Source organism: Pelomonas sp. Root1444 (assembly GCF_001426885.1).
In the GTDB taxonomy this organism is placed as follows: domain Bacteria; phylum Pseudomonadota; class Gammaproteobacteria; order Burkholderiales; family Burkholderiaceae_C; genus Pelomonas.
The window spans coordinates 110,574-128,648 of sequence record NZ_LMFP01000013.1 but is presented as its reverse complement, the minus strand read 5'-3'; the positions used below and the strand labels follow the sequence as shown (position 1 = coordinate 128,648).

Annotated in this window: 19 protein-coding genes and 1 pseudogene; 4 read left to right on the top strand and 16 right to left on the bottom strand. The window is 67.2% G+C overall.

Annotated features, from left to right (window positions below; genetic code table 11):
* Positions 1-11: 11 nt before the first annotated feature.
* On the bottom strand, positions 12-752 hold the full coding sequence (locus tag ASD35_RS28410) for an energy transducer TonB (RefSeq protein ID WP_304438203.1): 741 nt from the start codon (positions 750-752) through the stop codon (positions 12-14).
* Between the two features lie 144 nt (positions 753-896).
* On the opposite strand from ASD35_RS28410, the gene ASD35_RS14110 reads away from it, so the two are divergent.
* Complete coding sequence (locus tag ASD35_RS14110) at positions 897-1,250, top strand: phage holin family protein (RefSeq protein ID WP_056875581.1); 354 nt, start codon at positions 897-899, stop codon at positions 1,248-1,250.
* Here the strand turns inward: ASD35_RS14110 and ASD35_RS14105 are convergent.
* Entirely contained in the window at positions 1,247-1,873 is a 627-nt protein-coding gene (locus tag ASD35_RS14105; RefSeq protein ID WP_056875580.1) for a TetR/AcrR family transcriptional regulator, read from the bottom strand. The two genes, ASD35_RS14110 and ASD35_RS14105, sit on opposite strands and share 4 nt — an antisense overlap.
* A 68-nt stretch (positions 1,874-1,941) precedes the next feature.
* On the opposite strand from ASD35_RS14105, the gene ASD35_RS14100 reads away from it, so the two are divergent.
* On the top strand, positions 1,942-2,571 hold the full coding sequence (locus ASD35_RS14100; protein WP_056875865.1) for a glutathione S-transferase family protein: 630 nt from the start codon (positions 1,942-1,944) through the stop codon (positions 2,569-2,571).
* A gap of 49 nt (positions 2,572-2,620) precedes the next feature.
* Here ASD35_RS14100 and ASD35_RS14095 read toward each other — a convergent pair whose 3' ends face one another.
* The gene (locus tag ASD35_RS14095; protein WP_056875579.1) at positions 2,621-4,225 is read right to left on the bottom strand and encodes a M48 family metalloprotease; all 1,605 of its coding nucleotides are present in this window, start codon (positions 4,223-4,225) and stop codon (positions 2,621-2,623) included.
* A 74-nt stretch (positions 4,226-4,299) separates the two neighbouring features.
* On the opposite strand from ASD35_RS14095, the gene moaC reads away from it, so the two are divergent.
* Positions 4,300-4,800, top strand: a complete 501-nt coding sequence (gene moaC / locus ASD35_RS14090; protein WP_056875578.1) for a cyclic pyranopterin monophosphate synthase MoaC — start codon at positions 4,300-4,302, stop codon at positions 4,798-4,800.
* On the opposite strand, the gene ASD35_RS14085 is transcribed toward moaC, so the two are convergent.
* The 13 genes from ASD35_RS14085 to recA all read right to left on the bottom strand — a co-directional run bounded on the left by ASD35_RS14085 (position 4,792) and on the right by recA (position 17,756).
* Entirely contained in the window at positions 4,792-6,489 is a 1,698-nt protein-coding gene (locus tag ASD35_RS14085; RefSeq protein ID WP_056875577.1) for a PglL family O-oligosaccharyltransferase, read from the bottom strand. The genes moaC and ASD35_RS14085 overlap by 9 nt on opposite strands.
* 127 nt (positions 6,490-6,616) lie before the next feature.
* Entirely contained in the window at positions 6,617-7,072 is a 456-nt protein-coding gene (locus ASD35_RS14080) for a prepilin-type N-terminal cleavage/methylation domain-containing protein (protein ID WP_056875576.1), read from the bottom strand.
* 128 nt (positions 7,073-7,200) lie between these two features.
* Positions 7,201-8,880 carry a phosphoethanolamine transferase gene (locus tag ASD35_RS14075; RefSeq protein WP_056875575.1) on the bottom strand — a complete coding sequence of 560 codons (1,680 nt, stop codon included), beginning with the start codon at positions 8,878-8,880 and terminating at the stop codon, positions 7,201-7,203.
* Positions 8,881-8,885: 5 nt separating this feature from the next.
* Positions 8,886-9,671 (bottom strand): MBL fold metallo-hydrolase, encoded by a 786-nt coding sequence (locus ASD35_RS14070; RefSeq protein ID WP_056875574.1) that lies wholly within the window; start codon positions 9,669-9,671, stop codon positions 8,886-8,888.
* 203 nt (positions 9,672-9,874) lie between these two features.
* A complete protein-coding gene (locus tag ASD35_RS14065) occupies positions 9,875-10,528 on the bottom strand; it encodes an FHA domain-containing protein (RefSeq protein WP_056875573.1) in 654 nt (217 codons plus the stop codon).
* 35 nt (positions 10,529-10,563) lie between these two features.
* Positions 10,564-11,373 carry a Stp1/IreP family PP2C-type Ser/Thr phosphatase gene (locus ASD35_RS14060; protein ID WP_056875572.1) on the bottom strand — a complete coding sequence of 270 codons (810 nt, stop codon included), beginning with the start codon at positions 11,371-11,373 and terminating at the stop codon, positions 10,564-10,566.
* Positions 11,370-12,485 carry a serine/threonine-protein kinase gene (locus ASD35_RS14055; protein WP_056875571.1) on the bottom strand — a complete coding sequence of 372 codons (1,116 nt, stop codon included), beginning with the start codon at positions 12,483-12,485 and terminating at the stop codon, positions 11,370-11,372. Before ASD35_RS14055 ends, ASD35_RS14060 begins: the two co-directional genes overlap by 4 nt.
* Positions 12,486-12,495: 10 nt before the next feature.
* On the bottom strand, positions 12,496-13,191 hold the full coding sequence (locus ASD35_RS14050) for a TerC family protein (protein ID WP_056875570.1): 696 nt from the start codon (positions 13,189-13,191) through the stop codon (positions 12,496-12,498).
* A 125-nt stretch (positions 13,192-13,316) separates the two neighbouring features.
* Positions 13,317-14,210 (bottom strand): succinate--CoA ligase subunit alpha, encoded by an 894-nt coding sequence (gene sucD / locus ASD35_RS14045; protein WP_056875569.1) that lies wholly within the window; start codon positions 14,208-14,210, stop codon positions 13,317-13,319.
* A gap of 18 nt (positions 14,211-14,228) precedes the next feature.
* Entirely contained in the window at positions 14,229-15,389 is a 1,161-nt protein-coding gene (gene sucC / locus ASD35_RS14040; protein WP_056875568.1) for an ADP-forming succinate--CoA ligase subunit beta, read from the bottom strand.
* A 25-nt stretch (positions 15,390-15,414) separates the two neighbouring features.
* Positions 15,415-15,990 (bottom strand): DUF2889 domain-containing protein, encoded by a 576-nt coding sequence (locus ASD35_RS14035; RefSeq protein WP_056875567.1) that lies wholly within the window; start codon positions 15,988-15,990, stop codon positions 15,415-15,417.
* Positions 15,991-16,166: 176 nt separating this feature from the next.
* Entirely contained in the window at positions 16,167-16,700 is a 534-nt protein-coding gene (locus ASD35_RS14030; RefSeq protein WP_056875566.1) for a regulatory protein RecX, read from the bottom strand.
* An 18-nt stretch (positions 16,701-16,718) separates the two neighbouring features.
* Complete coding sequence (gene recA / locus ASD35_RS14025) at positions 16,719-17,756, bottom strand: recombinase RecA (RefSeq protein WP_056875565.1); 1,038 nt, start codon at positions 17,754-17,756, stop codon at positions 16,719-16,721.
* 176 nt (positions 17,757-17,932) lie between these two features.
* Between recA and ASD35_RS28075 the strand changes: the two are divergent.
* Positions 17,933-18,075, top strand: a pseudogene (locus tag ASD35_RS28075) (DNA-binding response regulator); the annotation flags it as partial.

The window sequence follows — 18,075 nt, the reverse complement described above, 5'->3', positions numbered from 1 at the left end:
TCAGTTAGCGGTCAGAGGGAGTAGTCAAACGCAGCTAGCGCCTGCACGTCGATGGCCTTGCCGTTTTCCACGTAAGGGGAGAAAACCGCCTTGCGGATGCTCTGCAAGGCGGCTTGGTCCAGGCGTTCAAAGCCGGAAGACTTGTGCACCGTGGCGTCCTTCAAATGCCCGCTGGCATCGACCGTGACGCGCAAGGTGACGATGCCCTGCTCCTTGGCGCGCCGTGACAGCAGCGGATAGTCCTGCGGCGGCTCCTTGACATAGCGCAGCGCGCTGGGCGGGATCAGCTTGGGTGCCGGCGGCGCGGGCGGCTGGGCCACCGGCGCGGGCGGTGCCGGCGGCGCGGGCGCGACATTGACCGGCTGGGGTGGTGCCGGCTCAGGCGGCGGCGCGACGAAGGCGGGGGGCGCGGGGGTGGGCGTCGGGGCGGCCGCAATGAGGGGCGCGGGCGCCGGGGCGAGCTTCCTGGGCTGCGGGGCGGGCGGCGGCGGCGTGGGCTTGGGCGGCTCGGCCGGCGCGATCATGTCCACCATCAACACCGGCGCGGCGTCGATGACGGCGTTGCGCACGGCATCGATCTGCAGCAGCGCCCAGCCGCCCACCAGGTGCGCGGCGACGACACCGCCGATCAGCGCGCGGCGACCCTGCGGCCCCAACTCATCGCTGCGCCCCGGCAGCGGGGGCAAAGGCAGCGGCCGGGCCGGTGCGGCCGGCGAGGCAGGCTCGACGAAGACGGGGGAGGCAGTGGTCACGCCGGACAACAGGGCAAGAAGGGCAGGGCACAAGAGCACGCCGGCCAGCAGCCAGCGCAGGAGCCTTGCATCCTAGCATTGAATGAGAATGATTCCTATTGAGAATCGCGTTTTGCGCCACACGCGCCTGTATGCTGGGCGCCCATGAAGACACTCACCCGTTGGCTGCTGCTGGCTGGCGCGCTGCTGCTGGTCGCCCATCTCTATCCCGGCGTCGTCGTGACCAGCTTCACCTCGGCGCTGATCGCGGCGCTGGTGCTGGGCCTGCTGAACACGCTGCTGCGGCCCATCCTCGTGCTGCTGACGCTGCCGGTGACGGTGCTGACGCTGGGGCTGTTCCTCTTCATCATCAACGCGCTGATGTTCTGGGCCGCCGCCTCGCTGCTGGACGGCCTGGCGGTGACCGGCTTCTGGGCGGCGCTGGTCGGCTCGCTGATCTACAGCCTGTGCGGCATGGTCATCGACGTCGCCGTCGAGCGCCTCTTCCCGGGCGACTAGCCGCAGACCATCGCAACGCCGGCCGCCGCAAAGGCGGCCAGATCCTTGCGCGCGTCCCCGGCGCGCGCACGCAGCGCCATTGAATGCAGCACCGCTGAGGCGAGCTGGGCGCGCATCGCCACGTCGCTGCCGCGTGGCAGTTCGCCTTCGTCGAGCGCGCGGCGCAGCCTGTGCTCGAACGCTGCCGTGAAGCCGCGCAGCGCATCACCCAGCGCCTGCCGGATGGCCTCGTCCCGCGGTGCCTCGGTGGCGGCCGTGCCGATCAGCAGGCAGCCGCGCGCCGCCGCGTCGGCCGGGCAGTAGAGCTGCAGCGCCAGCTCGTAGACGAGCGCCAGACCGTCTCGCAATGAGCGCCCTTCCAGCGCCGCCGCAATGGCGGCGTTGGATTGGTCGGTGTAGAGCTGCAGTGCCTGCAGATAGAGCGCGTGCTTGTCGCCAAAGGCGCCATACAGGCTGGGCCGGTTGAGCCCGGTGGCGGCGCTGAGGTCGTCCATCGATGTGGCCGCATAGCCGCGCTGCCAGAAGGCCAGCGTCGCGTTCGCCAGCGTCGCCTCGGTGTCGAAGCTGCGCGGCCTGCCGCGCGGGCGGGGCGCGGGTGTCTTGCCTTCAGATTTTTGTACCACGATGAAAGAAATCCATTGACGCGCTGCAATTCTGTTCAATATAGTACAAAAACACTTTGGAGACCGAAATGGAGCTGTACTTTTCCCCCATGGCCTGTTCGCTGGCGAGCCGCGTCGCCCTGTACGAGGCGGGCGCCGAGGCGCGCTTCACGCCCGTTGACAAGGCCAAGCGAACCGGTGACGGTGGCGACTACTGGCAGATCAACCCGATGGGCCAGGTGCCCGCGCTGCGCACGCCCGAGGGCTGGCTGCTGACCGAGAACGCCGCGGTGTTGCAGTACCTGGCCGAGGCCCATCCGGCGGCCGGCCTGCTGCCCACCACGGCCGATGGCCGGGCGCGCGTGCGCCAATGGCTGGGCTTCATCGGCACCGAGCTGCACAAGGCCGTCTTCGTGCCGCTGCTGGACCCGAAGGCCGGCGCGGAAGTGAAGGCCTACGCGATGGACAAGGCGGCCCTGCGCCTGTCGGTGCTGGAGGCGCACCTGCGCGCCCATGAGCATCTCGAAGGGGGCTACGGCATCGCCGACATCTATCTCGCCGTCGTGCTGAACTGGGCGCCGTATGCGGGTGTCGACCTGGCGCCCTGGCCGGCCGTGAAGGCCTTCCACCGCCGCATCAACCAGCGCGAGGCCGTCGCTCGCGCCACACGCGAGGAGTTCGCGCTCTACCAGGAAGAGCAGCGCCGGCTCGCCGCCTGAGCCCAGCCACGGCGCGCGAAGCGCCGCCGCTGTCCGGGAGCGCACGGACCTAGTTCGGCAGCTCGACGTCCGGCGGGATGTAGCGGCCGCGGTACATCTCCGCCAGGATGGACTGGCGCTCGTAGACCAGTGTGCGCAGGCGCGCATCGATAACCGAGGCCTCGACCTGGTCGGCATCGGCCCCGCGCGACTGGCGCAGGCCGGAGCGCAGGCGGTCGATGGCGCCGTTCAGGTCGCCCGCGGCGGCACGGGTTTCGGCCTGGGCGCGCACGGCCCGCAGCGGTTGACCCAGCTTTTCCCAGATCAGCGCGAGCTGCGACCAGGCGTAGGCGTCGCTGGGTTCAAGGCTGACATGGGTCTGCAGCGCATCGGCCGCCTCGCGCAGCGCCGGGCCGGATGTCGCGGCCGGGCCGGAGGCGAGCGCCAGTCCCACGCGCTGCATCAGCATGGGGCGGGACTTCTCGCCCGGCAGCTGGTCCAGCGCGGCGATGCCGTCGGCGGGGCGCCCACGCGCCTGGGCCAGCTCCGCGCGCAGATAGGTCAACAGGCGCTTGGCGGCGGCGGTCTCCACGGGGCTGGGGGCAATGAGTTGCAGCGTCAGCTCCGCGCTGCGCAGCGACGCCTCGGCGCGGTCGAAATTGCGCAGCTTGATCGACGACAGCGCCGCGGCATAGCGCGCGCCGAGCTGCTCGTAGCCGCCGCTCTCCTTGATGTTGCGCACGCCGGCGTCGTAGTTCTCCAGCACCTTCCACGCTTCCACGCGCGGGTCCATCAGCGCGCGAGAACGGGCGGCCATCAGCGCATGCTCGGCGAGGCCGCGCGGCCGCATGAAGGGTTCCAGCGCCAGGCGCGTGCGCGCATCGCCGATGCGCTCGCTGGTCAGCGGGTGCGAGCGCAGGTACGGGTAGGCGCCGGAGTCCATCAGGTGGTAGGCCTGCTCCATGCGCTCGAACATGCCGACCATGCCGCTGCCTGCGAAGCCGGCCTCGACGAGCACGTTGAAACCGACGCGGTCGGCCTCGCGCTCCATGTCACGCGAGAAGTTCAGCGAAAGCTGCGTCGCCGCAGCCTGGCCGCCGACGATGCCGGCATTGGCCAGATCGATGTTGCCGCGCGATGCCGCCAGGATGCCGAGCAGCAGGCCTGCGACAGCGACCATGCTGTTGCGTGAATCGCCTGCGATGCGGCGGGCGATGTGGCGCTGCGTGATGTGCGACAGCTCGTGGGCCAGCACCGAGGCCAGCTCGTCCCGCGACGTCGTCATCGCGATCAGGCCGAGGTGGGTGCCGACGAAGCCGCCCGGCAGCGCGAACGCGTTGACGCTCTTGTCGCGCACGAGGAACGGCTCCCAGGCGAAGCGCGCCTGTGTTTCGTCGCCGATGTGGCCCAGCTTGCGGCCGGCGTTGACGAGGGGCGTCCAGATGCCTTCCAGGTACTCCTGCAGCAGCGGGTCGAGCACGTAGTCGGGGTCGACGCGGATCTGGCGCATGACCTGGTCGCCCAGGCGGCGCTCGGTGCCGATGTCGAGGTCCTGGGAGACCGAATCGCCCAGGGCCGGCAGGTTGACCTGGGCGTTCAGCGGTGCACCGGGCAGGGCCAGCGTGGCGGCCGCGAGCAGGCTGAGCAGGGGACGAGTTGCGAACGACTTCTTCATCGAACAAGGGCTCCGGCCGGCGGTGGCCGGCTGTCTATGATGCCTTCAACTCGGTTTCCCGATTGTTTCGAGGCATGACGACCCCGCTGACCCACTTCGACGCCCAGGGCCAGGCCCACATGGTGGACGTATCCGCCAAGGCCGAGACGCACCGCGTGGCGGTCGCGGCCGGCGAGATCCGCATGCAGCCCGAGACCTTCGCGCTGATCGCGAGCGGCACCGCCAAGAAGGGCGACGTGCTGGGCGTCGCGCGCATCGCGGCCATCCAGGGCGCCAAGCGCTGCAGCGACCTGGTGCCGCTGTGCCACCCGCTGCCGATCACACGGGTGAAGGTCGAGTTCGAGTTGGACGAAGCGGCCAGCCGCGTGCTGTGCCGCGCGCAGGTAGAGACGCTGGGCCGCACCGGTGTCGAGATGGAGGCGCTGTGCGCCGTGCAGGTGGGCCTGCTCACCATCTACGACATGTGCAAGGCCGCCGACCGCGGCATGGTCATCGACCGCGTGCGGGTGCTGGAAAAGCAAGGCGGCAAGAGCGGCGAGTGGCGCGCCGCCGATACGGTGCTGCCCTCAGCGTAGCGTCCGCCAGTCGATCACCCCGGACGCCGGCTGGCACTGCGGCATGGCGGGTGCGGACGCCGGTTCTACGCAGCTGGCGAACCACGTGTCGCCCGTCGGGTTGCGGAACTCGCGCAGCCGGTCGGCCAGATAGCGCGCGCCTTCGATGTCGCCGGTGGCTTCGAGAGAACGGGACCACTGCATCAGCAGGCGAGCGTCCACCAGGTTGAAGGCGGTGCGCCGTGCCGCAGCGAGGGCGATTGGACCGGTCGAGAGGCTGGTCGCGGCGGCGTAGTCGGCCTGGTGGCTGAAGAACAGCGAGCGCTGGCCGGTGGCGATGCGTGCGGTCAGCGGCACGGCGTCTTCGCTGGGCGCATAGATGGCGACGATGCGGCTGTAGTCCCACACGGCGTACAAGCTGCCGACGATCAGCAGGCCGCCGATCCAGGGCCAGGGACCGATGGAGGCCGGCTTGGCGGCGCCCTCGGCGGGCAGCGCCAGGCCAAGCGCGAAGCAGGCGGGCAGCAGGAAATAGGCGTACCAGAGCGGGTACTCCACCAGGCTGTGCAGGCCAATGGTCAACACGATCATCAGTGCCGCACGGCGCATCGGAGCGTCGTCGTCCTGGGCCAACGTTCCACGCCATGCGTTGCAGAGCGCCCAGCCCAGCAGCGCCAGCACGGCACCCGCCCAAGGCAGGCCCAATTCCACGGCCAGCTGCGAGGGCAGGTTGTGCGTGTGGTCGAAAAAGGCGATGGGGCGCTTGGGGAACGGCGTCAGGCTCCAGGCGAAGTTGAACTCGCCCCAGCCCACGCCCAGCCAGGGGTTGGCCAGCGTCAGCTGCCAGGCGTCGCGCAGGATGGCGAGCCGCGACGGCGATCCCGCCCCTTCGGCCAGGCGCGAGGCGGCGCCGAACGCATGGCCGCTGCCCGCCGACCACAGCGACATCAGCCACCAGCTGGCGCCCAGCATCAGCGGTGTCGCCAGCAAGGCCCGCCGCGCGCCACGCGACAGCCTGCGGTCCACGACCCCCCACAGCGCCAGCATCGCGATGCCGGCATAGCCGGTCCGCGAGGCGCTCAGCACGATGGTGAAAACGCAAGCGAACAGCAACGGCGCCAAGGCGGCGCGCCAACCACGCTTCTCGGTGATGAAGACGGCCGCCACCGCGGCCCACATCATCAGGCTGGCCAGATGGTTGGGCTGGCGCAGGTTGCCCGCGGCCCGGCCCGGGATGCCGTAACGGGCGATGACATTGCCGTCCGCCAATTGGGGCGCGAACACCTGCACGAGGCTGATGGCGACACTGGCCAAACCGGCGATGAGCAGGCCAGAGCACAGCGCTTCGGCGGCCCGCTGCCGCGCGCTCGCTGGAAGTCCTTGCGCCAGCAGCAGCACGGCCAGGCCGGCAGCGATGATGGCGGTGGCGCCCAGGCCGAGAGACAGCGGCAGCGCACGCCAGACGACCGCGGTCATCGGTGCGACGAGCAAGAGGGCTAGCGCGATGGCAGCGGGCGTCTTCAACCCGGCACGCCATGCGGGCGTTGCATTCGCGCAAAGCATCAGGGTCAGGCCCCAGCCAGTCAGTGCCAGCAACTGGTTATAGAGCGTGGCGGCGGGGGGTTGGTTGAAGGCCAGCAGCGGTGCGAGCGCGGCGGCGAGGACGAGGCCGAGCGCGGCGCTGGCCGGAACGGAGGTCTGGGATGACATGGGCGCGGATGATGGCATGGGCTGCATCTCTCTCTGTGCCCCGAGCCGCTCGCGCGGAGCACGACGCCGTGGATTCAGTCAACGAAACAGGGGCCCGCAGGCCCCTGAAGATCACAGAGAAGGCAGCTTACTTGCTGTTCTTGATGATGTAGTCGTACAGCGGGCCAGACGTCAGACTGGTGGTAATGGTCCAGGTGATGCCAGTTTCGCCGACATTCGGCGTCCAGGTGACCGTGGCTGCCTTCAGATCCGAGCCCACGTCGGTCGCACCTGCTAGCGTGGCCTTAATTGCGCCGTCTGTCACGTCGACCGAAGCGACTTCCTTGGTAGCCTTGAACTGAGCGTTCGTATTGATGCCGTTGCTGCCGGCATCGCAATTGGCCTTGTCGGACGTCTCGTTGATGCAAACGCCGACCTGGGTCTGCAGCGAGGCGACAGCGCCGTTGATGTTGCTCGCACGAGCCTTGTTCGTGTAGTCCTTGTACTGAGGAATGGCGACGGCGGCAAGGATGCCAATGATCGCTACGACGATCATCAGTTCGATGAGGGTAAAACCGCGCTGGGCTTGTTGCTTCAGGTTCATGGAGTGCTCCGTAAGGATGGGTGGTTGGCATCAGGAGGAACGCACGGGTCATGCCAGCAGCGGAAGGCCGAAAACTGTGCAGGACTGCACGTTTAAGGGTGCCGCATTTGGTCGGCTGACAAATCTTGTCAGTGTGAAGTGACGTTTTGGGTCAGTTTGGACCGCTTGGCGGCGAATCCGCGCAGCCGTTCCGTGCGGCGCAGTTCGTCGAAGTCGGGCCCGAGACCGTCGAAAGTTTCCAATAGACGTTCGTGCGGCAGCCATGATGAAGAGGCCAAGCCGACATGGCGCGCTGCATGCGCCCAATCGATGCCTGCGAGGTCAAGGAGAGTGGGGAACAAATCCCGATGGCCGACCGGCTCGGCAGTGCGCATCCTCAGACGTTCTATTGCGCCGGGGTTGAGGGCTTGGTATGCAGCGTTGGACCAGATGATGAGCGGGACCTGGGTGTCCCAGGAGGACGGAGTCTGTAGCGCATGCATGAAGCGGTTGCGGGAGTCGTCGAACAGGTTCTCGCCGTGGTCTGACGTGAAGACCAGCAAGGCCGGACGAGTCTCGGATTTCAATACGTGGAACAGGCTGCCGAGGAAACGGTCAAGCTCCACAAGCGTGTTGTCATAGGAATTGATCGCCTCCGTCTTGTGCTCCGGACCCGGATGGCCGGACAGTTGCCTGTCCCCCAGCGTTGGAGAAAAGCGCTTGGCGTCGGCGCCGTATCGCTCTTCGTACGGAAAGTGGCTTCCATTCATGTGCAGGACGATGAACTGCCGCGGTCCTGCCTGCCGGGTGAATGAAACAAAGGGCGTCAGCAAGGCCGAATCACGGCGAAAGTGAAAGTCGAACGGACCGTTTGCATGGGCTGTCTGGTCAGCGCCTTCGCTGAGAAAGGTGCGTTCCTGGTTGGACAGCCATGCCGTCGCGAAACCGGCCTGCGAAAACGTCTTGACCAGAGAGGCGGGGCCGTCCGGCGTCTTGATCGAAACGAGGTTTGTGACTGCCATGAAGGTGAAGTGTGCGGTCGATGCGACGTCCGAGAATTGAATCAGTGCGTCGGACATTGCGCGCAGGTTGGGTGTCGTCTCGCGGGGGTAGCCGTAAAGGCTGAGATGGTCCGGTCGGACGCTTTCTCCGATGACGAACACCACAAGCAGCGATTGATCGCGCCATTCAGGCCGCGCCTTGCCATCGACCGACGTCCAACGGGAGGGCGGTGACAGCCGTTCTCTCGCGCGCAGCGCGGATCGCGCCAGGTTGCCTGGGAAGACCCGTGCAATGTTGTCCGGTTCGAAGACGGGTGGCAGCTCTACCGCTTGGGGGGCCAGTTCGCGCAGCAGGAGCATCACGCCGACTACCCCGAGCAATACCGCGATGCCTGCCTTTCTGCCCGCCATCGGCATCCGCCAGCTGGCGTCGGTACGCCAAGCGATGAGTATGTACATCAAGACGACGGCCAACCAAGCCACGAGCGCTGTCGCTCCAAATGCGGCGACCACCTCCACAGACTGAGCGGGAGAGGTGTACATGATCGCCGCGACCATGGCGTCTCCCGGCACGCTACCGAACTTCAGGCAGAAGTACACGTAGGGCGGCACCAAGACGGCCACGGGGAGGGCGCCCAGTAGCACTCGGCGTGGCGAACCGAGAACGACCAGCAGCATGGCTAGTTGCCACATTGACAGTGCGAACACGGCAAATCGCTCATCCGCATTCACGATCTGGCCGGGGCCGAAGGCCGCGACCAGCCCTGGGCTAAGAAGATACAAGAACGGCAGCGCCGATGAAAAGAGCCGCCGGATACGCCGGAACATACGCCTCAGAGAACGAATTCGTCGCCGCCTTGCAGCGCGGCGAGGCAGTGAGCGGTCTTGATCCGGGTGGCGCCCAACATCACCGCTTCGACCTCGCCCGGCTTGATATGCGTGATGCGCACGTCGACGCTGCCAGCCAGTTGCGCGAGTTCGTGGCCAAGGTCGGCCGGGCAGAGGTGCTGACTGACGTGGGCAAGTTCGGCCTCGTCGTCGCTGAAGGCGGTCTCGATGACGAGATGCGACAGGCGCAGTTGGGCGAGGCGGCGCCAAAGGGCTGGGTTGGGGCCGGTGTCGCCGGTGAAGACCCAATGGGCGTGCCCGGACTGGGCACCGCCATCGACCGCGAAACCTACGGCAGGGACGGTGTGGGCGGCCGGCAGCACTTCGATGACGCGGCCGGCGATGTTCAGGCGGTCGCCGATCTGGAACGGGTGCAGCGACAGTGCCGGCGCCTCGCGCGTCGGCAGCTTGGTGAAGTCGGGCCAGATGACGCCGTTGAAGATGTGCCGGCGCAGGGCATCCAGCGTCTCGGGCAGGGCGTGGACCTGGATGGGGGGGCGGCCCGCGGCCACGCGCAGGCGCAGCACGGCGTCGGCCAGCAGCGGGATGCCCAGCACATGGTCCAGGTGGGAGTGGCTGAGCAGGATGTGGTCGATGGCGGCCAGGGCATCCAGCGGCAAGTCGCCCACGCCGGTGCCGGCGTCGATGAGGACATCGTCGTCCAGCAGGAAGGCGGTGGTCTTGTAGCCGGCGGCGATGGCGCCGGAGCAGCCCAGGACGCGGATGTTCATGCGGTGCGTGGCTCGGTTCGAGGGCCCCCGCGTGAAGCGGGGTGGAGCCAAGAATGTACGCACCCGCCCCGATGCCTGGACGGTCGGATTACCGAGTTGGGGGTGTCGCTATCGTGAGGAAGTCACAGCAGCCGCGCGGCCGGCAGCCCGTTGGCGGCAGCTCCCGCCGGTCCGGCTTCGCGGGGCGGTCGGGAGCGGTGTTTTCAACCCTGGATGAACTGCATCTGTGTGCCGGCCAGCTCGATGAGGTCGCCGCTGCGCAAGGCGATCGATTCGCCGGTCAGAGGGATGCCGTTGACGCTGGGACGTTGCGGGCCTTCGACGTGGGCAAAGACATAGCCGGTCGGTCGCTTGGTGATGGAGGCGACCTGCACGCCGGGCTTGCCGAGCGTCGTGACGACCTTGGTCAGCGCGACCTCGCGGCCTGCGGCGGCGCCGGTCAACACCTTGATGGAAGCCGGGCCGATGGCGGCGGCGCCGAGGCCGCCAAACGAGGAACCCGGGCCGCCGCCCAGGTTCGGCGGTGTCGCCCCGGGCTTGAGGATCATCGTCTTCTCGTAGTCCCCGCCGTCGTTGAGCAGGAACTTGATCTTGTACTTGCCGATCTCGACGGTGTCGTTGTCAGCCAGCAGTTGCTTCTTGATCGCCTTGCCGTTGATGTACGTGCCGTTGGTGGAATTGAGGTCTTCGATGAAGACGTCGTTGCCGACCATCTGCAGGACGGCGTGCTCGCCGGAGATGGCGAGGTTGTCGATGACGATGTCGTTGTACGGCCTGCGACCTAGCGTGGTCTTGTCCTTGGTGATCTGTACCTCTTTGATCACGACGCCGTCGAGCGAAACCACCAGTTTGCCCATGAATGACCTCAAGTTCTGTTGTGTGCCGCGACTCTTCAGGCAGGGGAGTCTTTGCCGCCACGCCGGCCGAAGGGCCACCAGCCTCGTCCTTCGGTACGTTGGCGGCCCTCGGCTCGGGCCAGGATGAGTGCGATGTTATCGCGACCGCCGTTGTCATTGGCTGCGTTGATCAGTGCGTGCGCAGCCTCGGGGAGAGCCGGATTGCCATTGAGCAGGTTGGCGATGCTGTCGTCGTCGAGCATGTCGGACAGGCCGTCGGAGCACAGCAGGTAGGTGTCGCCCGGCTGGACCTCGTGCAGGTGCATCTCCATCAGCACGGTGTCCTCGACGCCGACGGCGCGCGTGACGAGGTTTTTGTTGCTGGAGAAGGCGGCTTCCTCGACGGTCAGCAGGCCGGCGTCGATCTGCTCCTGCAGCAGCGAATGGTCGCGCGTGATCTGGATCAGGCGCCCGGCGCGCAGCCGGTAGCCGCGCGAGTCGCCGACATGGCCGAGCAGCAGGCCTTCGGGGCGGAACACGCCGAGCACCAGCGTCGTGCCCATGCCGGCGTACTTGGGGTTGGTGTTGGCGGCGTTGAAGATGGCGCGGTTGGCGTTGTCCACGCAGATGTCCATGGCGCGCTTGACTTCGCCGGCGCGGGCCTCGCGACCGGCGTCCTTGAGCCAGCGGCCGAGCTCGCTGTTGACGAACCCGGTCAGCATCTGGCTGGCCACTTCGCCCGCGTTGTAGCCGCCCATGCCGTCGGCCAGCACGGCCAGGCCGGCGGCCTCGTCGAGGGCGACCGAGTCTTCGTTGTTGTCGCGCGCACGTCCCACGTCAGTGGCGCTGAAGAACTCCAGGATCATGAGGCGGGTGGGGGCTCGTGCGGCTCGCGAGGCTCTGCGGGGGAGCGGCGATTCTGCCCTGCTTCCTCCGGCGTCAAGCGCAGTGTTTGTGCGAAGGCGGGATCCTGCGGCATGGTGGCATCGGGCGCCGCGGGCTCGGCCTGCAGGTCCATGACGAGCACGGCATCGAGGTCGCGCGCCATCTGCTCTCCCGACGGGTAGCGCAGCTCGGGGCGCTTCTCCAGCGCGACGGCCAGCACCAGAGCCAGCGACTCGGGCAACTCGGGGCGGTGGATGCGCACGTCCGCGGCCGGTTCGGTGGCGATCTGCTGCATCAGCCGCGCCATCGAGTCGCTCTGGTGCGGCAGGGTACCGGTCAGCAACTGGTAGAGCAGCACGGCCAGCGAGTAGAGGTCGCTGCGGCCGTCCACCGTCAGGCCGGCGAGCTGCTCGGGCGACATGAAGGACGGCGTGCCGAGAACAAGGCCGGTGCGTGTGCGGCTGCCGTCGCCCACGCGGGCGATGCCGAAATCCATCAGCTTGAGGCTGCCGTTGACGCGGTCCAGCATGACGTTGGCCGGCTTGATGTCCCGGTGAATGACCCCCTGGCTGTGCGCGTAGTGCAAGGCGCGCGCAAGGCGGGCGCCGAGCTGCACGACCTCGCGCACCGGCAGCAATTGACCCGCCCGGGTGAAAAGGCTCAGGTCGCGGCCCAGCACGTATTCCAGGGCGATCCAGGCGTCGCGGCCGTCCTGACCGGCGTCCACGACCTGCAGGATGTCGGGGTGTTCCAGCGCCCGCGCCGCGCGGGCTTCGCGCATGAAGCGCTCGCGCACGTCGGCCAAGTCTTCGGCAGAGAACTCGCGGCTCAACGCCAGCTGCTTGACGGCGACCTGGCGGCCGGTGGAGCGCTGCGTGGCCTTGTAGACGATGGCCATGGCACCGCGGCCGATCTCGGCACCGAGCTCGAAATCGTGCAGGCCGGACGGCAGCGTGCCCGTTCTCGGCTCGGGCGCATCGGCCTCGGGAGGCGGCGCCTGCATGGCGGGCAGCGTCGACGGCTCGCTGGGCGACGCATCGGCGGCGCGGCCGATGAGGCGTTGCCAGAAACCGGGTTTGCCGCCGCTTGCCATGCGGCCGATCTTAGGTCGACTCGCGTTTGCCGCGCCGTGCCAGCGTCATGCCGATGGCAACGACCAGCACCGCGCAGCTGATGCTGACGGCGTAGTCGAGGCCGTGCATGTGCGCTTCGAACCACTCGTGCACCGCCATGTCGGTCGTGGCCATCTCGCCGGCGACGAAGCCCAGCAGCGCCGCACCCAAGGTGATGATGACCGGGAAGCGCTCCATCAGTTTCAACAGCAGCGTGCTGCCGAAGATGATCAGCGGGATCGACAGGCCCAGGCCGATGACGAGCAGCGCCACGCGGGCACCTTCTGGCGCGCTGTTGGCGGCGGCGGCAACGGCGATGACGTTGTCCAGGCTCATGACGAGGTCCGCGACCAGGATGGTGCGGATGGCGACCCAGACGCTGCTGCTGGCGTGCACGTCGGCATCGTCGTCGTTGTCAGCCAGCAGCTGCACGCCGATCCACAGCAGCAGCACCGCGCCGATCAGCTTCAGCCAAGGCAGCTGCAGCAGCTGCACGGCGAACAAGGTCAGCACGACGCGCAACACGATGGCCGCACCGCTGCCGAACAGGATGGCCTTCTTCTGCTGCTCCGCGGCGAGATTGCGCGCGGCCAGCGCGATGACGACGGCGTTGTCGCCGGACAGCAGGATGTTGACCCAGATGATCTTCAGCAGCGCGATGAAGAAGGCGGCGTTGAGCAGGTCCATGGCGGGAGAGGAATTGTTTGCCGAGTGTCGATCCGGCGGGGGTGGCGCGCCTGCGTGCAACTACGTAGGCACCATGGAAAAGGGCCGTTCAGTGAACGGCCCTCGTCGGTCACTCAAGGCGGGGTTTACAGCAGCGCCTTGAGCAGCTTGCCCATTTCGGACGGATTGCGCGTGACGGTGAAGCCGCACTCTTCCATGATGGCGAGCTTGGCATCGGCCGTGTCGGCACCGCCGGAGATCAGCGCGCCGGCGTGGCCCATGCGCTTGCCGGGGGGCGCGGTGACACCGGCGATGAAGCCGACGATGGGCTTCTTCATGTTGGCCTTGCACCAGCGGGCGGCTTCCGCTTCGTCCGGGCCGCCGATCTCGCCGATCATGATGACAGCGTCGGTGTCCGGGTCGTCGTTGAAGGCCTTCATCACATCGATGTGCTTCAGGCCGTTGATCGGGTCGCCGCCGATGCCCACGGCCGATGATTGGCCCAGGCCGATTTCGGTCAGCTGCGCGACGGCTTCATACGTCAGCGTGCCGGAGCGCGACACGACGCCGATGCGGCCCTTCTTGTGGATGTGGCCCGGCATGATGCCGATCTTGATTTCTTCCGGCGTGATCAGGCCCGGGCAGTTGGGGCCCAGCAGCAGCGTGCGCTTGCCGCCGGCGGCTTCCTTGGCCTTCATCTTGTTGCGCACTTCCAGCATGTCCCGGACCGGGATGCCTTCGGTGATGCAGATCGCCAGGTCCAGGTCGGCCTCGACAGCTTCCCAGATCGCGGCGGCAGCGCCCGCGGGCGGCACGTAGATGACGGAGACGGTCGCGCCGGTCTGGCCGGCTGCTTCCTTGACGGTCGCGTAGATGGGGATCTCGGAGAACTTCTCGCCGGCCTTCTTGGGGTTCACGCCCGCGACGAAGGCGTTCTTGCCGTTGGCGTAGGCCTGGCAGCCCAGCGTGTGGAATTGGCCGGTCTTGCCCGTGATGCCCTGGGTGATGACCTTGGTGTCTTTGTTGATGTAGATGGACATGTCTGATTCCTCTGGGCGTTAGGCGACAGCGGCGACGATCTTGGTCGCGGCTTCGGCCATGGTGTCGGCGGCGATGATGGGCAGGCCGGATTCGGCCAGCATCTTCTTGCCCAGTTCTTCGTTGGTGCCCTTCATGCGCACGACCAGCGGCACTTGCAGGTTCACGGCCTTGCAGGCGGTGATGACGCCTTCGGCGATGGTGTCGCACTTCATGATGCCGCCGAAGATGTTGACCAGGATGCCCTTGACGGCCTTGTTCTTCAGCATGATCTTGAAGGCCTCGGTGACCTTCTCGGCCGTGGCGCCGCCGCCGACGTCCAGGAAGTTGGCCGGCTCGCCGCCGAACAGCTTGATGGTGTCCATCGTGGCCATGGCCAGGCCGGCGCCGTTCACCAGGCAGCCGATGTTGCCGTCCAGCGAGATGTAGGCGAGGTCGAACTTCGAGGCTTCGATCTCGGCCGGGTCTTCTTCGTCGAGGTCACGGTAGGCGACGATCTCGGGATGGCGGAACAGCGCGTTGGCGTCGAAGTTGAACTTCGCGTCCAGGGCCATCAGGTTGCCCTTGCTGTCGCGGTTCAGCGGGTTGATTTCCACCAGCGACGCGTCCGTGTCCATGTAGCACTTGTAGAGCTTGGCGAACAGGTCGACGGCCTGGTCGACCGTGTGGCCTTCCATGCCGATGGCGGCGGCGATCTTCTTCGACTGGTCGGCCGTGATGCCGGTCAGCGGGTCGATGATCTCGGTGATGATCTTCTCGGGCGTGCTGTGGGCCACCTCTTCGATGTCCATGCCGCCTTCGCTGGAGGCGATGAACGCCACCTTCTGCGTCGCGCGGTCGGTCACCAGCGAGATGTAGAACTCCTTGCCGATATCGGCGCCGTCCTCGATGTAGAGGCGGCGGACCTTCTGACCTTCCGGGCCGGTCTGGTGCGTCTTGAGCTGCATGCCCAGGATGCCTTCGGCCTTTTCCTTCAGGTCATCCATGCTCTTGGCAACCTTGACGCCACCGCCCTTGCCGCGGCCGCCAGCGTGGATCTGCGCCTTGACCACCCAGACCGGGCCACCCAGCTTTTGTGCGGCTTCGACGGCTTCCTGCACGGTGAAGGCCGGGATGCCGCGCGGCACCGGCACGCCGAACTGGCGCAGGATTTCTTTGCCTTGGTATTCGTGGATTTTCATGGCTGGGTCTTTCGGGTCGGGGAAGTCAGGAAGCGGTCGGGGCCGGCTCTGGGGTGGTCAGATGCCAGCGCGGATAGAACTTGGCAACGGTCGCACTGTCGCGCTTCAACGCGTGGCAGCGGTCGAGCTGGAAGGGCGGGTTGCCGGCGGCATCGCCTTCACGTGTGTCGACGACCGAGCCGGCCAGAGCCTGGATGACGGCGGTCGGCAGGATCTGGCAGAGCTCGGTCAGGTGGGTGCAGCCGCGCGTGCCGCCGAGGCGCTCGGCCACGGCATGGCGGAAGCCCTTCATCAGATTCAGCCCGACGAGCTGCGCATAGGCGTCGCCGTGTTCGCTGCAGGCGCCGACGTAGGGCATCCAGCGCGTATCGGACGAAGCGGCGGTCACCATCAGACTCTGGTCGACCGTCAAGCACAGGCGCATTTCGTGGATGGGGTCGCCCGCCCTGCGGGTCTGGCCGGCCAGCGGCACGTCATGCGATTTGGTATCGACGAGACTCGCTTCGACGTCGAACAGGCCGTCGTCGCGCAAAAACACCTGCACATCGAGGGCGCGGCGGTGCAGCGGGCGGCGCGTGGCGGACGGGTGGGCGGCAGGCATGGGCGGGGAATGGGCGAAACAACCCGGCCGGTGCCGGGACGGTGGTTTTGCCGACTCTTGCAGCCGCTTTGCCAAGGGGCTGCGGGCTTGTAACCGGGTGAACCGCCGTTTTCGGGGCAGCCGGCAATGTAGCACGGAGGGTTATTCCTAGCCTTGCGCGCTCGGTCAAGCGGCCCTTAGGCCCTGAGCAAGCGGCGCACCACTTCGGGGGCAAAGCCCCGCGCCAGCAGGAAGCGACTCTGGCGCGCCCGCTCGGTAGCGTCGCGGGCGGGCTCCGCGCCGAAACGCCTCAACCAGACCTCGCGGGCACGCTCCAACTCGGTGGCCCGCAGCGCCGCCTGTTGTTCCGCATCCAGCTTCAGCCCGTGCTGGGCCAGTTCCTGCTGGATGCGTTGGGCGCCGAAACGGCCGGCGCGGACATGCAGCCGGGATTCGACAAAGCGGGTTTCGTTCAGGTACCCGTCGGCCGCGAGCGCGTCGAGCAGGGCGTCGACCGCGGCCTCAGTGGTTGGCGCGTCGTATCCGGCCGCCGGCTCGCTGCCGTCGTCATCCGCACCGGAGGTAGCGGCCGACGCCTTCGCCAGCGCCGCGCGCCGCGCCTGTTGCAGCTCAATGCGCAACAGCTTGCGCCGCAACTCCGCACGGCTGTGCTCGCGCTGGGCGAGCAAGCCGATGGCGCGTGCCTTCAGCGACAGGGGCGCGCGCGCCATGGCGGCCGGTCGAGGGGCTTACTCCGGCGCCGCAGTGGTCAGCAGCGCCACGCCCAGCGATTCGCGGATCTTGTTCTCGATCTCGCGTGCCACGTCAACGTTCTCGCGCAGGAACTCGCGCGCGTTGTCCTTGCCCTGGCCGATCTTCTCGCCTTGGTAGGCGTACCAGGAGCCGGACTTCTCGACGATCTTGGCGACGACGCCCATGTCGACGATCTCGCCCTCGCGGCTGATGCCCTCGCCATAGAGGATGTCGAACTCGGCGGTCTTGAACGGCGGGCTCACCTTGTTCTTGACGACCTTGACCTTGGTCTCGGAGCCGATGACTTCCTCGCCCTTCTTGATGGAGCCGATGCGGCGGATGTCCAGCCGCACCGAGGCGTAAAACTTCAGCGCGTTGCCGCCGGTCGTGGTCTCGGGCGAGCCGAACATGACGCCGATCTTCATGCGGATCTGGTTGATGAAGATGACCATGCAGTTGGTCTTCTTGATCGTGGCGGTCAGCTTGCGCAGCGCCTGGCTCATCAGGCGGGCCTGCAGGCCGGGCAGGCTGTCGCCCATCTCGCCTTCGAGTTCGGCCTTGGGCGTCAGTGCGGCGACCGAGTCGACCACGATGAGGTCCACCGAGCCGGAACGCACCAGCGCGTCGACGATTTCAAGCGCCTGCTCGCCGGTGTCGGGCTGGCTGATCAGCAGGTCCTGCAGGTTGACGCCGAGCTTCTGGGCGTACTGGATGTCGAGCGCGTGCTCGGCGTCGATGAAGGCGCAGGTGCCTTGCAGCTTCTGCATCTCGGCGATGACCTGCAGCGTCAGCGTGGTCTTGCCGGAAGACTCGGGGCCGTAGATCTCGACGACGCGGCCGCGCGGCAGGCCGCCGACGCCCAGGGCGATGTCGAGGCCCAGGGAGCCGGTGGAGACGACCTGGATGTCTTCGATGACCTCGCCTTCGCCGAGCCGCATGATGGAGCCCTTGCCGAACTGTTTTTCGATCTGGGCGAGGGCGGCTTGCAGGGCCTTGGCTTTTTCGGTGTTCAGGGCTTTGACCGGGGCGTCCATGCGAATCTCCGTGGGAATGGCTGAATTATGGGGCAATCTGTATGTTTGTACAGTAGTTTGTCCCCCGATCCGCGGCAGTGCGCGGGCTCAGGATTGATGAGCATCGTAGGAGCGAGGTGGCTCAAGACGTGAGCCACCGGCGCAACACCTAATATCGGCGGCGGAGACAAAAGACCATGCGCATCCTGATTGCGGAAGACGACCAAGTGCTGGCTGATGGCCTGTTGCGCGCGCTGCGCGCCTCGGGCTATGCGGTCGACCGTGTCAGCAGCGGCACCGAAGCGGACTCCGCGCTCGCCACGCATGAGTTCGACCTCGT